Here is a 15,385-nt window from a genome sequence, read left to right on the forward strand (position 1 = left end):
CGCCATCCCGGTGCCGCTGTCCCTTATCACTGTCCATCTGCAGCACTGTCCATCTGCATCACTGTCCATCTGCATCACTGTCCATCTGCCCATTGTCTACGGGGGTTGCGGTTCCGCGAGGGCGGCAAAACGCGGATGTGGATGTCAAGAGACCGGGGATGGCGTGTGCAGGACAACACGCCATCGGATGGCAGCTTCAGCCCCAGCGGACGAATGCGCCGGCCGCCAACGCTCCGGCATCAGCTTGGGTCAGCCGGCGAAGGACGCGTCCGTCACGTCCTTCGCCTGAACCACCCAACCGTTCCCCAGCCGCGCGTAGATATCCTTATCCGTTTGGGCGTACAGGTCCAGCCAGCTGTTGCCGGCACTCAGCCAGCGCATACCGTCCATTGGCGCCAGCTGCTGCGGATCGGATTTCAGGTCCAGAATTTCCACCGCCACGGGGCCCGTCGCGGATGGCCGCATGACTGCCATGCTGGTCTCGCTGACCCATGCACCGAAGCTCGGATTCACGGAACTCACCACCGTGATGGGCGGTGTGAGGTCCTTGGGCACGTCGCCGGCGCGCAGGATGCCGGTGATCTGGACGCTGCTGACACCGTTCTGCTCGGAAATGACCAGGGCGCGGCTGCCGTCGCGGGAGACCCGGAAGCTTGTCACCGTCCGCCCTGTCAGCCACTGCACTGACAGCACGACTGCGGCAGCCGGTTGTCCCGCTTTGCTCCCGTCCGGGTGGAACGCGATGACCTGCCCACCGCCGTCACCGGCTGCCGTCCAGACCCAGTCCTGCGGCGAAAACGACGGCGCCGTGAGGTTAGGCCCGGTGGCGCCGGCCTCCTCCAGTTGTCCGGGCACCACACTGAAGAGTTGACTATGATCGGCATTGAGGAAGGCATACAGCGGCTTGATATAGGACTGTGCCGGGTGGGACGGGCCGTACTTGGCCATCGACGCCAGCCCGACTATCGCCGTCGTCTGCCCGTTGTCGAAGTGCACCAGCTCGCCCTTGGAAATGCCGACCTGGGTGTGCGGCACCTGGTGGTTGACCACCAAAGCAGGCTGCCCCGACTCCTGCGGCCCCAGGTCAATTTCGCGGGTATCCGCGCGGAGCGTGACCGAGGTGACCGTGTTGAGGTTGCGCTGCAGGGTCAGCAGCAGCTGCGCCTGCATCTGCTGGCGGGCCTTCACGGTGGCGTCCAGCAGCGGCTGCGCAGTCAGATCCAGTTGGGCCACTCCATTGTTGATCGGGACCGAGTCCCGCACCAGCCTGATGCCGTCCGGGAAGGCGCTGGCAACGGCGCCCTTGAGATACGGCGCGGGGCCATCGAGCATGGCCCGCACGATCGACGTTGCCCGGGTGGTGGCCTTACCGGCCAGCCAGCGGATGTCCGGCACGGCATAGGCAAACGACGGGTCATAGAAGTACAGCGAATAGGGGCTGTACAGTGTGGCAAAGTTGGCTGACTGCAGCATGATGCCGTCCGGCACGCTGCTGATGCGCCACTCGCCGTCCTCCTTGACCAATCCGAACTTCACGGTTTCCACCGCACCCGCCTCCGCGGGTGTGAGAATTCCGTTCGCGTCCACCATGGACTCGGTCGAAAAATCAATTTTGAAGTCCGAATCCGTCCCCGTGCTGACGACCTTGAAAGTCTCCTTGTACACCAGCGTGCGCGCGTCCGCCCGCCACGTGCCGGAAATTTTGTGTGCCAGGTACTGCCGTGCCACCTGAAAGTCGTCTGTGACGCCGGTTCCGGCCGCAATAAAGCCTTCAATGATGCTCGTGGGGCTTGCCCCCTGAACAGGGGCGTTCTGCCGGAAGTCGATGTTGATCGGATTACTCCGTCCGGCCACCGGATCGCTCTTGCCTACGGCACCGCTGCTGGGAATAACGGCGCAGCCGGCCGCGCACAGCAGAACCGCGACGACGGCAGCCAGAAGACGCAGCAGGGACCGGATACTCATCACAAAACCGCCTTGCCCTGGACCGAAATGGCCCCCGTTACCGTCGACTCGGACTGCGCGGCCGTCACGGCCGGCCCGGTGAGGTGCAGGTTACCCGTAGCGTCGTCGTCGTCCCCGGGCGGAAGGCCCACCGGAGAACGATCCAGCACGACTCCGCTGCGGCGCGGCAGGGTCAGCCGGAAACACGAACCGGCCGCCGGCTTACCCCAGGCCTCCAGCCAGCCACCGTGCAGTCGGGTGTCCTCCGTGGCTATGGACAAGCCCAGTCCGCTGCCCCCGGTGGTGCGCGCGCGGGCCGGATCGGCGCGCCAGAAACGGTCAAAAACGCGTGCCACGTCGCTGGCGGACATGCCGATGCCGTGATCGCGGACGGCAACGGCGATGGTGTCCGCGTCCGAGGCCAGATAGAGTTCCACGGCCAGCCCGTCCCCGTGTTCGAGGGCATTGACCACCAGATTCCGCAGGATCCTGTCAATCCGTCGGGGGTCCATATCCACCACGCTGCCGTACTCCTCGGTACTGTCGATAACGGTGAGGGTGGAACCGCATTGCTCCGCCAACGGCTGGGCTCCCTCGAGGACGTTGTGGATCACCGCGTAGATGTCGCCGGGCTCCGCGTCCAACACGGCGGCCCCGGCATCGAAGCGGGAAATTTCCAGCAGATCCGACAGCAGCGCCTGGAAGCGCTCAACCTGGTGGTACAGCAGCTCGGCGGAGCGTTTGTTCACCGGGTCAAAGGCTGCCCGGGCGTCGAAGAGTACCTCCGCGGCCATCCGCACCGTGGTCAGCGGAGTTCGGAGTTCATGCGACACATCAGAGACAAAACGCTGCTGCATGTGCGAAAGCATGGCCAACTGCGTGATCTGTTCCTGCAACGAGTTGGCCATGCGGTTAAATGAGGTGGCCAGGCGCGCCACTTCGTCCTCACCCTTGACCACCATGCGCTCCTGCAGTTCGCCGGCCGCGAGTTTTTCCGAGACCGCCGCGGCCTGACTGATCGGGAGGACAACGTTGCGCGTTACGTACAGGGCAATGCCACCGATCAACAGCAACAGGATGCCCCCACCCAGCCACAACACGGACTGAATATAGTTCAACGTGGACTGGGCGTTGTTGAGGTCGTAGATCAGATACAGCTCGTAGTTGGTCCCGAGCAGATTGACATTACTGCCGATCGCCACGGCCGGATGCTCCTCGCTGCTTCCGGCGCTCAGAGACATTGACTGCCAATACTGACCGGAATTTTCCTGAACCGCCTTGCGCAGCCCGTCCGGAATAATGGCGGGCGTGATCCCGCCGGAGCTCACGGTGGCAACGAACAGTGAATTGCTTTGCCCTGGCACCAGCACCATCAGGTACTTCCGGGTGTCGTCCGCGCCGCCAACTTCCAGCAGTTTCAAGGTGTCCCTGACATAGGTGGATGCGGCTGGCACGTCACTGAGCTGCGCATTGTCAAAGCTTTCCTGGACCTGCGTAATGCCCCGGGAAGATTCCTGTTTGGCCTGCTGCAGCCGCTCCTGAAAGAGACCGTTGGCAATCTGGCTGGACAGGTAGGCACCCACACCGACCAACGCGATAAATGCGATCAGCAGGGTCACCAGTACGGTGCGGAACTGCAATGAGGTGCGCCAGCGGCGGCGGACCGAGAGCCGCCGCCGATCCAGCCATCTCCCGACCGGCCGCAGCACCGGCAGCACCGCGGTCCACGCCAGCCGCAGCCACCCCGGGATGCGGCGAACGACGGCCAGCGTGCGGACGACGGCGCCGGGACCGTCGGGCGCGACGGCGCCGGTTCCGGGGGCGCTGCCCGGGCCGGATATGTCCGGATCGGGCACAGCCTCCCGGTCGCCCGGCACAGCATTCCGGTCCCCGCGCACAGCGTCGCGGCCGTCGGCAGCAGTGCCACGGAGGATACCGCCGACGGGTGCGCCGGGCACGGCCTCGTCGTGCGCCCTGTGGTTTTGAACGTTAGTCATCCGCGCCTGCCGGATCGCCGCTCTATTGCCCGGCCTTGTAGCCCACGCCGCGGACCGTCAGCACAACTTCGGGGGCCTCGGGATCCTGCTCAATCTTCGAACGGAGCCGCTGGACATGGACATTCACCAGCCGGGTATCGGCCGCATGTCGGTATCCCCAGACTTGTTCCAGCAGCAGCTCGCGGGTAAATACCTGCCACGGTTTGCGGGCCAACGCCACCAGCAGATCAAATTCCAGCGGGGTCAGGGAAATCTTTTGCCCCGCCCGTCGCACCACATGTCCGGCGACATCGATCGTCACATCCGCGATCGCCAGCGTCTCCGGTGCCTTCTGATCGCCCGGACGCAGCCGTGCCCGCACCCGAGCCACCAGTTCCGCCGGTTTGAAAGGCTTCGGCACGTAATCGTCGGCACCGGATTCGAGACCGCGGACGACGTCGGACGTGTCGGCCTTAGCCGTCAGCATCACGATGGGCACATCGGATTCGGCCCGTATCTGACGGCATACCTCGATCCCGTCGACGCCCGGAAGCATCAGATCCAGCAGGACCAGATCTGGTTTGGCCGAACGGAATGCGGCCAGTGCCTGCGCTCCGTCGGCACAAAAGAACGGTTCAAACCCGTCATTGCGCAGCACAATGCCAATCATCTCCGCCAGTGCTTCGTCATCATCAACTACCAGAATGCGTGCCTTCATAGTTATATGTTCGCCTATCCCTTCACCAATGTCTTGTTTGCCCCCGTCCGAGGTCGCCCGCACCTTCCCCCGTGGCGCGAGATCACTAACTACCGCTGGTCACGCCGTGAGATTCCTCGGTGGCGAAACAGTCCCAACGAAAACCGGCCGGTTCCTTACCTTTGGCAGCGGTCCAGGGAGGAGCCGATGCCAAAGCCCAATAATGGCCGACGGCGGCTGGTGCCGATAGGCTGAACCGAGAGTCAGGATCCGGCACCGGTTTACCGCCGGCGCATTGGGAGATTGGCTGCGTTCAGATGGGGAGAAGATCATGACGCAGGAACCGGACGAACCGACCGGGGGTCGCGCCAGCGGGCCCGACCAGCCCGGGCCCAACCAGCAATGGGACCAGCCGTCCCGATGGGGCCAAGCACCCCAATGGGGGCAGGCCCCACAATGGGGTCAATACGGGCCGCCGGGAGGGCCGCCCCAGCCCGGGCCGCAACAGCCGTTCCCCGCTTACCAGCAGTATGTTGCGCCGCCGAAGCCCGGTGTCATTCCGCTGCGGCCACTTGGACTTGGTGAGATCCTCGATGGCGCATTCCAAGCCGCGCGGCGCAACGGCAAGGCGATGTTCGGTTCGGCACTGCTGGTCCAAGCTTTTTCCGCTGTGTTGACCGTCGTCCTGCTGGCGGTATTCTTCAGCGGCCGCACCTTGTATCAGCCGCTGATCGAAGGAACCGCGTCCAGAAGCCAGATAGTCTCTTTCGTTGTCGGCGCCGGGGCCACCGTGCTGATAGCGGTCCTGCTCCAGACGCTCACCCAGATGATCCTGCAGGGCGTCCTGGTGATCCCGGTGTCCCGCGCCGTACTCAACCGCACCACCACCTTCAAACAAATGTGGTCGCTGGCCCGCCGCCGCATCGGTTCGCTGATCGGGTTGTCCCTGCTCTATATGCTAGGCGCGAGCGTCGTGATCGCAATCGTCGTCCTCGTCGCAGTACTGCTCGTCGCCAATCTGGGCGTCGGCGGCGCCCTCATCACCGTAGCCCTGGTGCTGGCCATGATCGCCGGATTCATCTGGATCGGCACCAAGCTGCTCGTGGCTCCGGCCGCCATGATCGTGGAGAATCTCGGCATTTTCCACGCCGTTGCGCGGTCCTGGGGGCTGACCAGCAACAGCTGGTGGCGCACCTTCGGCACCTCGATCGTCGCGAGCCTGATCGTCGGCGCCATCACCGGAGGCATTTCCACGGCCGTGGGCTTCGTCGTCAGCATCGTCACTATGCTCATCAACGCCAATCCCACCGAAGAGCAGCTGATTCTGCAGGCCGTCGTCGGGCAGGTGATATCCCTGCTTGTCTCCAGCGTGATCGGCGCTGTCGCATTGGCGTTCCAAGCCGGCGTGCTGGCCCTGATCTATGTGAACCTGCGGATGCGCACGGAAGGCTTCGACATTGTGCTGATGAAGGAGCACGAAGGCGGCCCAGGAAGCGATCCGGATGGCATCCCCGGCGCTGTACCGGCAGCCAGGACATGGCCCGCAGCTCCAAAATGATAGTCTCCGGCGGCCCGTATCCGGCCTTAGTGCGCGCCGACGTACCGGTCATCCCGGGCGGCGATGAGGCGCGCAGATGGGCCCAAGAGGAATTGTCCAAGAAGGTCTACCAAGACGCCAGGCCCGGTCTGGCGGAGCTGATCCTGCAGCGGATCGTCAAATTTTTCCGGGATCTGCTGAATGGGCTCTCCGCCATCAACGGTAACCTGGGCCTGGTGCTGTTGGGCCTGCTGGTGCTGGTACTGGCCGCGATCGCTGTGTGGCTGGTTCGGCCGCGACTGAACCGGAAACAAGTTGCCGCCGCCGACCTCTTCGAAAACGATGTGCCCCTCACCGCGGCTGAACACCGGAAGCTGGCAGCGCAGGCCGCAGGGGGCGGCGATTATGCGGGCGCCGTCGCCGAACAGTTCAGGGCGCTGGTCCGCGCGTCCGAGGAGCGCGCCGTCCTTGATCCGCAGCCTGGCCGGACTGCGGATGAAGTCACGGCCCGGCTCGTCGGCGCCTTCGCCGGGCACCGCGATGAATTGCTCGCTTCGGCGGGGTTGTTCAACGGCGTGCGCTACGGGAAGGCGGTCCCCGCGGCGGCGGACTATGACCGACTGCTCGCACTGGAGCAGACTTTAGTGAAGCAAACTCCGGAATACGACGACGGCCCCGGTTCGGCGGTGGCTCGGCGATGAGCACTCCCTTTCAGCCGCCCGGCGCAGTCCCGGTGGCCGCGCACGAGGCGCCGCCGGTGACCGGGGAAGGCCAGGGAAACGCCCTGCCTGGAGTTCGGAGTGAGGCAGCCGACATCCATGAATCCGCTTCAACCGGTGGCCCCTCCGTCGGTGACCTCTACCGCGGTGGCCTCTCCACCGGCTCGGGACGCTTCCGTGCCACCCTGGGAAAGCACCGCTTCTGGCTGGTTGTCGGTGCGCTGTTCGTGCTGGTGACCCTGACTCTTTTCGTACTCGGCAGCCGGGAGCAGCGCAGCGCCGGCGAACTCGCTGCGGACAATCCGGCCCCCGAGGGCGCCATGGCCGCGGTACAGATCCTGCGGCAGCGCGGCGTCAGCGTCACCGCAACGGACACCCTCGCGGCGACGCTTAGCACCGTGCAGAAGGACGGGGCCGCCGCTACGACGGTCCTGCTCTTCGATCCGTCAGGCCTGCTCGACCACGATCAGCTCCAGCGGCTGGCCGGAACCGGCAGCACTTTGGTGCTGGTGGAACCCGGACCGCTAACGTTGGCCGGGGTCGGCGGTTCAATCACCGTAGCCGGCGCTGCATCCTTCCAGGCCGCCACTGCCGCAGCGGCCTGCGGCATGACGGACGCCGAGGCTGCCGGGGCCATCAGCGCCGACGGCGGCACGGTTTACCGCGGCCCGGTGACCTGTTTTCCGGACGGCGGCACGCCCGACAGCGGTGGAGCCATGCCCGACGGCGCTGGCTCCCCTGCCGGTGGTCCCGCTGACACCGGAGATCGCGCCGGACTCTACGCAGCTAGCGCGGATGGGCGCACCATCGTCCTCGGCAACCGTGCGGTCCTCAGCAACGACAAGCTGGGCACCAGCGGCAATGCCGCCCTCGCCCTGCGCACCCTTGGCAAGGCCAGGAATCTGCTCTGGTATACACCGTCGCTGCAGGATTTAGCCCAGGCCGAAACCCCGAAAGACCTCGCCCAGCTCACCCCCGAGTGGCGGGTCCCGGCCGGGATCTGGCTGCTGATCGTGGCCGTTCTCGGCATGCTCTGGAAGGGCCGCCGCGACGGGCCCTTGGTGCCGGAACCGCTGCCGGTTGTGGTGCAGGCTTCTGAAACGGCCGCCGGGCGCGCCCGTCTTTACCAAGATGCCGGTGCTGTCGGCACTGCGGCCGCCAGCCTGCGGGCGGGTTCGCTGCTACGGATGGCACACCATCTTCGGTTGGGTCCGGGGGCGTCCAGAGACGATGTTGTCGCCTCGATCAGCGCCCAAACCGGGCGGTCCGCCGAAGAGTTGACGCAGCTGATTCAGGCCAAGCCGGGCACCGATGCGGCGCTGCTGCGCTGGGCACGGGACCTCGACGTACTAGAGAAAGAAGTCACCTCCAGATGAGCGAACAGTATCCCGACGGGCAGCCCATTGTGGGTTTGCCATCTGCACCGGTGCCGGAGCAATTTGCCCCCAATTTGGCCTCCCTGGCAGCCCAGTACGCAGCCACGCAGCCGTTCACGCCGCAGCCACAGCCTTTGCCGCCGACCGGTCCGGCGGAAACCGCGGAACCCGGCCGCCCCGCGGGCAGCCCGCCGGCGGGCAGCCCGCTGGCGGGCGCGGCCCCGCGGCACCAGCCCCGGAGCCTCGATCCGGTGCGGCAGGCGTTGTTGAACGTGCGCACGGAAGTCGCCAAGGCCGTCGTCGGGCAGGATGCAACGGTCACGGGCATGCTGATCGCACTGCTGGCCCGGGGCCACGTGCTGCTGGAGGGCGTCCCGGGCGTGGCCAAAACGCTGCTGGTCCGCACCCTCTCCACTGCGCTGAGCCTGGATGCCAAACGCATCCAGTTCACGCCAGACCTGATGCCCGGCGATGTGACCGGCTCGCTGATCTATGATGCCCACAGTTCTAATTTCAGCTTCCGTGAAGGCCCGGTCTTCACCAATATTCTGCTCGCCGATGAGATTAACCGGACCCCTCCGAAAACCCAGGCCGCATTGCTGGAGGCAATGGAAGAACACCAGGTCTCGGTGGACGGCGTATCACGAAAACTGCCGGCACCGTTCATGGTGGCAGCCACCCAGAACCCGGTCGAATATGAGGGCACGTATCCGCTGCCAGAGGCGCAGTTGGACAGGTTTCTGCTGAAGCTGACGATGCCGCTCCCGGGCCGCGACGACGAAATTGAGGTAGTCCGCCGGCACAGTCTCGGGTTCGATCCGCAGGATCTCGCGGCGGCCGGAGTCCGTTCCGTGGCCGGGGCCGCGGAGCTTGAACGGGCCAGAAATGCGGTGAACAAGGTCGGCATCTCCCCCGAAGTGCTCGCCTACATCGTGGATCTGGTCCGGGCCACCCGGGCTGCGCCGTCGTTTCAGCTCGGTGTCTCGCCCCGTGGCGCGACCGCCCTGCTGAACACCTCCCGCGCTTGGGCCTGGCTATCAGACCGGAGTTTTGTCACGCCCGACGACGTCAAGGCCCTCACGCTGCCGGCACTCCGTCACCGCGTGGGCCTGCGGCCCGAAGCGCAGATGGACGGGGTCAGCGTGGACGACGTGCTGGCGCATATTTTGGCCACCGTCCCCGTGCCGCGCTGACCGGGGATTGCGATGGCGATTACCGGGAGGTTTGTGCTGCTGGCGCTGGCGGGCCTGATCCCCTTGCTGCTATTCCCGGCAGCAGCAACCATCTTCCTATGGCTGCTGCTGCTGGCGGTGGTGCTGGCGTTGGATCTCGTCCTGGCGGCGTCGGCGCGCACAGTGGTGCTGCGCCGCACCCTGCCGGACAGCGTCCGGCTCGGTGAGAGCACCAGCTCGGTCCTGACGATCGCCAACGGTTCCCGCCGGAGGATGCGCGCGCTGGTGCGCGAGGCGTGGCAACCCTCGGCCAACGCGCTGAACCCGCGCCAGCGGGTGCTCATTCCGCCGGGCGAACGGTCCCGGATCACCGTGCGGCTGCGGCCCACCCGGCGCGGTGACCTGCACACCCCGCACACCACCATTCGTTCCTACGGCCCGCTCGGGATGGCCGCCCGACAGCTGACGATCGCTGCACCGGGCCGCCTGCGGGTCCTTCCGCCATTCAACTCCAAGCGGCATCTGCCCTCGAGGCTGCGGAAACTGCGCGAACTCGATGGCAGGGCGGCCGTCCAGATCCGCGGTGCCGGCACCGAATTCGATTCCCTGCGCGACTACGTCCGCGGTGATGACGTGCGCTCCATTGACTGGCGGGCCACCGCCCGGCGGCAGGGCGTCGTCGTCCGAACCTGGCGGCCCGAGCGGGACAGGCGCGTCGTCATCCTGCTGGACACCTCCCGGACCTCCGCTGCCCGGATCGAGGATGAGCCGCGGCTCGATACCGGGATCGAGGCCGCCCTGCTGCTGGCGGTACTCGCCGAGCGAGGCGGTGACCGGGTGGATTTTTTGGCCTTCGACCGCCGGATCCGGGTGCAGGCCGGGTCAACGACGAAGGGCAACCTGCTCGGCGCCCTGGTCCAGGCGATGGCCCCGCTGCGCTCCGAGCTGATAGAAATGGACTGGCAGCAGATTCCCGGCCGGATCCGCGCCGTCTCCGCCCACCGCTCCCTGGTGGTCCTGCTGACCGCGCTCGACTCGGGGGCGGCGGAGGAAGGCCTGCTGCCGATGCTGGCCCAGCTGGCACCCGACCATGTCGTCGTGGTGGCCGCGGTACGGGACCCGCTGCTGGGCCGGCTGCGTGCTGAACGAACGACGGCGTCGGATGTCTACCGTGCGGCAGCCGCCGAGCGCGCGCTGCTGGACCGGGAAGCACTCACTGCGCTGATCCGAACGCTCGGCGTCGAGGTGGTGGACGAGGACCCGCACGAGCTTCCGCCGAGGCTGGCGGACATGTACATCCGGCTCAAGGCTGCCGGCCGGCTCTGACCGGGCCGCCTGCGTACATCCGGGCCGGACATCCATCCCGGTACCGAGCCCGTCCGGTCAACCGGCTTCCCCAGCCAGCAGCCTCCCAGCCAGCAGTTTCCGAGCCAGCAGCCTCCCAGCCAGCAGTTTCCGAGCCAGCAGCCTCCCCAGCCAGCAGTTTCCCGGCCAGCCCGTCGCCCCTCCAACCCGCTTTCCCGGCCAGCCCGTCGCCCCTCAAACCCGCTTTCCCGGCCAGCCCGTCGCCCCAGCCAGCCCGCCTCCCGGCCAGCCCGCCTCGGTGGCCCGCCATGGGGCAGTAGGGTTAACGCATGAGCGGTATTTATGAACAGGCCCTGGGCGAGGATTTCCGCCGGCTCCAGCCCGAGGTCCAGGATTACTTCTCGCTGGAACCCGGCTCGGGGAGCTACGGCGTAGGAAACGGCACCTTCGACGTCGCCGGCTGCCCGCAGCCGTGGCTCCGTCCGCTGCTGAAACTGAGCACCGGCGAGGAGGCATTCTTTCCCGAATATGGCACGGCGGTTCCCTTCCGGATCGAAAACCATGCGCATCTGGACCCGTTCGGGCGCGCCAGCCTGACTGCCCGCCGCGAGATTAGCTTCCCGCATGTGACGCGGCTGTTCCAGGACACCACAAGCCTGCAGACTACCGGCAGCCGGAACACGCTGGTGGATTATGTCGGCAAGTACCGGCGGCTCGTGACGGACCTGAACGTGAGCGTCACCCCGGACGGCCTGCTGCGCGGTGTCTCACAACGGTCCCGGCTGCTGGCGGGCAAGGTCCGGCTGCCGCTTCCGGCCCTGCTGGATGCCAGGGCGTATGCGCAGCAATGGTGGGACCGTGGAACGGAACGCCACCGGATCCAGGTGAAGGTGATCCAGCCCCAGCTCGGTGTGGTGCTGGTCTATGCCGGCAGTTTCGACTACACGCTGGTGCCGTACCCGGCCCACGAAGCCGCCGCCCACGGCGTGCTGGGGTCGCTGCCCTCCTACGCCCAGCCGGCCCAGTGGGAAGCCAGGGTCTGACGGGTAGCGCCTATTCGGTGCGCACGTCGTTGAGCGCGCGGGCGGCATCCGTCAGCCGCGTCAGGACCGCACGCGCGGACGACGGCGTATGGCCGGCCAAGCCGGCCGCGGGCGTCAGGCGCAGTGCCGAGAGCTGACGTGCCGGCAGCCCCACCCCTCGCCACGGCCGCATGACCCTCTCCACCAGCCGGGACACCTGCGGCAGTTCCGCGGCGTGGTCCGCGGACGCGATGACGCCGGCCCACACCTGCTTCCCGTTTTCCACGGCACCGGCGAGCTGTTCCCAGTCTCCCGCCGCCAGCGCGCCCAAGGCCAGCGCGACGCCGTCGGCCCCCGCGGTGAACGCCGCACCAATCGGGGCGTCGGCTCCCGGCAGCGCAAGCACCACCTGACCCGCTCCGGCGGCCTTCGCCGCGGCGAACACCAGCTCCCAGCCCTGGGAAACCTCCGGCGCGGCGATGGAGCGTAAGGTTCGGTAGCCGCTGGCCGTGGGAATGGTGCCGGCCAGGACCCGGGCGATCTCCGGTTCATCGAGCTGCAGGGTCAGCTGCGCCCCGGGAACGGCTGAGCGCACGCGGGCCAGATGCTCCGCGATGCCGGCCGCCAGGGACTCAGTGATTTCCCGCCGCGCCCCGACATCCAGGAGGGCGCGTTCGCCGTAATGCGTATACAGCGAGGCGGCCATGGTCCACGGTCCGCACAGCTGGATCTTCAGCTCGTGCCCGGGCTGCTCCTCCGCGCCCACGACGTCGGCCAGGACGTTAATATCAGTGGACAGCGCCGAGACCGCCCGGCGCTGATCGGCGCCGGGCCGGTCCACCAGCCGCCAGCCGAAGGGCTGCACGTCCACCGGCAGCTCGATGAGCACCGCAGCGGTCCGTCCCACCGCGTCGGAGCCTATCCCCCGGTCCGGCAGCTGCACCAGATACGGCAGATGCGGATCGCCGAGTTCACCGAGGGTGATCAGGGCAGCCTCCACCGGGTCTGTTCCCGGCCAGCTGCCGAGGGCGGTGGCGGTGACGGATCGGGTCGTCGGCTCTGCCGGCTCGGAACCGGTGTCCAAAGGGGCACTCACCGCGCGGCTGAGCCGCCGTCGTCGGCCGCTGTTCCCGCCGCGAAGTGCGTGCCGTTGGCGTTCACAACGGGCGTCGCCCCGGTCCGCAGGGCCTCGGAATGGCTCTCCGAAATGGCCTGATGGTGGCGGATCACCTCGCTGATGATGAAGTTCAGGAACTTCTCCGCGAAGGCGGGATCCAGATGCGCCGACTCGGCCAACGCCCGCAGCCGCGCGATCTGCGCGGCCTCCCGTCCCGGATCCCCCGGCGGGAGCCGGTGCTGCGCCTTAAGGAAACCGACCCGCTGGGTGGCCTTGAACCGCTCCGCGAGCAGATACACCAACGTCGCGTCTATATTGTCGATGCTGGAGCGCATCGAGAGCAGCTCGGCCATAACCTCGGGGGCAACATGGCCGGCAAGCGAGCTGGCGGTCGGGTCAAAATCCGGTACGGCCTCGTGCCGATGGGTCGGTTCGGTCATTGTTTTAGTCTAAGTGGTGGGCCGTCGTCACAAGCAATGTGGCCGCCCGCAGGGATTCGTCCGGGGTCCCGCAGCTGTTGACAGCGCCGCCGCCTGTGCTGTAGTTGACATGTAGGAAGCCGCCGCTGCTGAGGACAATCCGAGTACCCGGCTGCGCGGCACCGGAGAAGGAGCCATCATGAAGATTGCAGTCCTCGGCACAGGACCGGTTGGCCGGACGCTGGGGAGCAAATTCACCGCCCTGGGACACACTGTGGCCATGGGCTCGCGCGACGCCGCCAATCCGACAGCGGCCGAGTGGGTCGTGTCGGCCGGTGCTAAGGCCCGAGCGGCGAGTTTCTCCGGCGCCGCGGAAGGGTCGGACGTCATCGTCAATGCCACGGCCGGCGCATCGTCGCTGCTGGCACTTAACGCCTGCGGCGCCCGGAATCTGGCGGGTAAGGTGCTGATCGATGTCGCCAACGCGCTGGATTTTTCCGCCGGATTCCCGCCGTCGCTGTCGGTCCTCAATACCGACAGCCTGGCTGAATCCATCCAGCGCGTCTTTCCGGACGCCATGGTTGTCAAGACGCTGAACACCATGGCAGCGCCCGTCATGGTGGACCCTCAACTGGTGGCCGGCGGGGACCATGACGTATTTCTTGCCGGAAACGACGACGACGCGAAGGCCGTCGTCGTCGGCCTGCTGCAGGAGATCGGCTGGCAGCCCGGGCACATCCGTGATCTCGGCGGCCTGGACGGCGCCCGGGGGATGGAAATGTACCTGCCGCTCTGGCTGAGGCTGATGGGGAACCTGGGCCACGCCAGTTTCAATTTCAGGGTCGTCTCCTGACCGGAAGGATCCGGTGCCCGATCCAGTCGGTGCGGCAGTGCTTTTCGGGCTGATGTTCCGGTGCGTGCACCGGCTGTGCAGCAGCGCGCGGTGTGCCTCCGGGAAACCGACGCGCCGGGTGGCCTTGAACAGACGGGGGCCATTGGAAGTCTTCCACTGTCCGTCAGGTGATCAGCGGTAACTAATGGACGCACCTGTTCCGTGCGTCCAGGAAATGCGGCCACCTTGATAGTCTTGGGCCACGTTTCCTCGGCCGATCGAGTATTCGTTCGTGGTCGGGTAACCCAGGCGGCCGTTTTCGAACCCCGTGGACGCCCATGTCTTACGGATGCCGCCGATCGAAATGCGGGCACCGGTAGCCGGTGACCAAATGATGACGCCATTGCGGTAGTTCTGGTAGCAGCCCCCGCGGACGAGTCCACAAATGACGCCCGCGCTTGCAGAGCTGAGGCCCGGGTTAGCGGCCGCCTTTGCTTGAATCGGGGCCGCCCCCGTGGCGGGACTGCCGCTGGCAGCGGGCGGCGGCTTGGAACCGGGATATCCGGCGAGATTGGACACGACGAGGCGCCAGCCCTTATAGGGGCCTGCGGTGGGAACCGTGATGCCGAGCCCGGCATCGGTCACTCTGGAATCCAGCATCGCAGCCTTGTGCGAGGGCGAATCCATCCACCAGTTGACCACGGCCGCGGGGGTGAAATTGAAGGCGATGATTTCGCTGTACCACGTGGCCCCGCGCGGTATCTGCTTGCCCGTGCCAGCCGGCCTGTGGATGGTGGCAAAGTCAAAATTGGGGTCGCGGGTGACCACGCCGAGATGGTCTGACCAATCCTGGGATACATCCGCGATGCTCTGGTTCCACTTCAGCGGTGCAACACCTGTCGCCGCGCGCTTGGCGTTCATCAAATCGAACACCTGTCTGGCAAAGCTGTCGCTGTACAGGGAGGCGGGTACAACGGCTGCTGGCCGCATTTCCTTGGCGACCGGTGCGGGCCCAGCAACGGCGGACGGTGCTGAGAGGACCAGCATAGCCAGCGCCGCCAGGGTGGCGGCGGGCATGGCTGAGCGTCGCACGGTGTGCCTATTCATGAGACCTGTATTCCTTGTGTCGGACGGTCCGCAGAATCGGGCAGGCATGATCGGATTCCCAGCCAGCCGCCGGCGCCCTACTGCGGACCGGGAAATAACTCTCAAAGTATGCCAGAGTCCCGAGGCGGCCTTGTACCCCGGCAGGAATGCCAGGGTCCAAAG

13 protein-coding genes are annotated in these 15,385 nt (G+C 66.5%); 7 read left to right on the top strand and 6 right to left on the bottom strand.

Going from position 1 to position 15,385, the window contains the following annotated elements:
* Positions 1 to 249: 249 nt before the first annotated feature.
* The 3 genes from QMG52_RS10175 to mtrA are packed head-to-tail and all read right to left on the bottom strand — an operon-like array spanning position 250 to position 4,638.
* Positions 250 to 1,965: an LpqB family beta-propeller domain-containing protein gene (locus QMG52_RS10175; RefSeq protein WP_283560294.1), complete on the bottom strand. Its 1,716-nt coding sequence runs from the start codon at positions 1,963 to 1,965 to the stop codon at positions 250 to 252.
* Positions 1,965 to 3,941 carry an MtrAB system histidine kinase MtrB gene (gene mtrB, locus QMG52_RS10180; protein WP_283560295.1) on the bottom strand — a complete coding sequence of 659 codons (1,977 nt, stop codon included), beginning with the start codon at positions 3,939 to 3,941 and terminating at the stop codon, positions 1,965 to 1,967. The genes QMG52_RS10175 and mtrB overlap by 1 nt, the downstream gene beginning before the upstream one ends.
* Before the next feature lie 22 nt (positions 3,942 to 3,963).
* Positions 3,964 to 4,638: an MtrAB system response regulator MtrA gene (mtrA, locus tag QMG52_RS10185; protein ID WP_283560296.1), complete on the bottom strand. Its 675-nt coding sequence runs from the start codon at positions 4,636 to 4,638 to the stop codon at positions 3,964 to 3,966.
* A gap of 310 nt (positions 4,639 to 4,948) precedes the next feature.
* Between mtrA and QMG52_RS10190 the strand changes: the two genes are divergently transcribed.
* From QMG52_RS10190 to QMG52_RS10215, 6 genes are all read left to right on the top strand, one after another.
* Positions 4,949 to 6,175, top strand: coding sequence for a hypothetical protein (locus tag QMG52_RS10190; protein ID WP_283560297.1), 1,227 nt, complete (start codon positions 4,949 to 4,951; stop codon positions 6,173 to 6,175).
* Positions 6,154 to 6,855 (top strand): DUF4129 domain-containing protein, encoded by a 702-nt coding sequence (locus QMG52_RS10195; protein ID WP_283560298.1) that lies wholly within the window; start codon positions 6,154 to 6,156, stop codon positions 6,853 to 6,855. The genes QMG52_RS10190 and QMG52_RS10195 overlap by 22 nt, the downstream gene beginning before the upstream one ends.
* The gene (locus QMG52_RS10200) at positions 6,852 to 8,249 is read left to right on the top strand and encodes a DUF4350 domain-containing protein (protein WP_283560299.1); all 1,398 of its coding nucleotides are present in this window, start codon (positions 6,852 to 6,854) and stop codon (positions 8,247 to 8,249) included. The genes QMG52_RS10195 and QMG52_RS10200 overlap by 4 nt, the downstream gene beginning before the upstream one ends.
* Positions 8,246 to 9,442: an AAA family ATPase gene (locus tag QMG52_RS10205; protein ID WP_283560300.1), complete on the top strand. Its 1,197-nt coding sequence runs from the start codon at positions 8,246 to 8,248 to the stop codon at positions 9,440 to 9,442. The genes QMG52_RS10200 and QMG52_RS10205 overlap by 4 nt, the downstream gene beginning before the upstream one ends.
* A gap of 12 nt (positions 9,443 to 9,454) precedes the next feature.
* Positions 9,455 to 10,747, top strand: a complete 1,293-nt coding sequence (locus tag QMG52_RS10210) for a DUF58 domain-containing protein (RefSeq protein WP_283560301.1) — start codon at positions 9,455 to 9,457, stop codon at positions 10,745 to 10,747.
* Positions 10,748 to 11,055: 308 nt separating this feature from the next.
* On the top strand, positions 11,056 to 11,769 hold the full coding sequence (locus QMG52_RS10215) for a DUF4166 domain-containing protein (protein ID WP_283560302.1): 714 nt from the start codon (positions 11,056 to 11,058) through the stop codon (positions 11,767 to 11,769).
* A gap of 10 nt (positions 11,770 to 11,779) precedes the next feature.
* Here the strand turns inward: QMG52_RS10215 and QMG52_RS10220 are convergent, their stop codons facing one another.
* Positions 11,780 to 12,844 carry a uroporphyrinogen decarboxylase/cobalamine-independent methonine synthase family protein gene (locus QMG52_RS10220; RefSeq protein WP_283560303.1) on the bottom strand — a complete coding sequence of 355 codons (1,065 nt, stop codon included), beginning with the start codon at positions 12,842 to 12,844 and terminating at the stop codon, positions 11,780 to 11,782.
* The gene (locus tag QMG52_RS10225; protein WP_283560304.1) at positions 12,841 to 13,305 is read right to left on the bottom strand and encodes a chorismate mutase; all 465 of its coding nucleotides are present in this window, start codon (positions 13,303 to 13,305) and stop codon (positions 12,841 to 12,843) included. The genes QMG52_RS10220 and QMG52_RS10225 overlap by 4 nt, the downstream gene beginning before the upstream one ends.
* Positions 13,306 to 13,483: 178 nt before the next feature.
* Between QMG52_RS10225 and QMG52_RS10230 the strand changes: the two genes are divergently transcribed.
* Complete coding sequence (locus QMG52_RS10230; RefSeq protein WP_283560305.1) at positions 13,484 to 14,137, top strand: NADPH-dependent F420 reductase; 654 nt, start codon at positions 13,484 to 13,486, stop codon at positions 14,135 to 14,137.
* Positions 14,138 to 14,308: 171 nt separating this feature from the next.
* Here QMG52_RS10230 and QMG52_RS10235 read toward each other — a convergent pair whose 3' ends face one another.
* On the bottom strand, positions 14,309 to 15,223 hold the full coding sequence (locus QMG52_RS10235) for a CAP domain-containing protein (protein WP_283560306.1): 915 nt from the start codon (positions 15,221 to 15,223) through the stop codon (positions 14,309 to 14,311).
* Positions 15,224 to 15,385 lie beyond the last annotated feature (162 nt).

It is taken from the genome of Paenarthrobacter sp. PH39-S1, assembly GCF_030063245.1.
GTDB lineage: Bacteria > Actinomycetota > Actinomycetes > Actinomycetales > Micrococcaceae > Arthrobacter_M.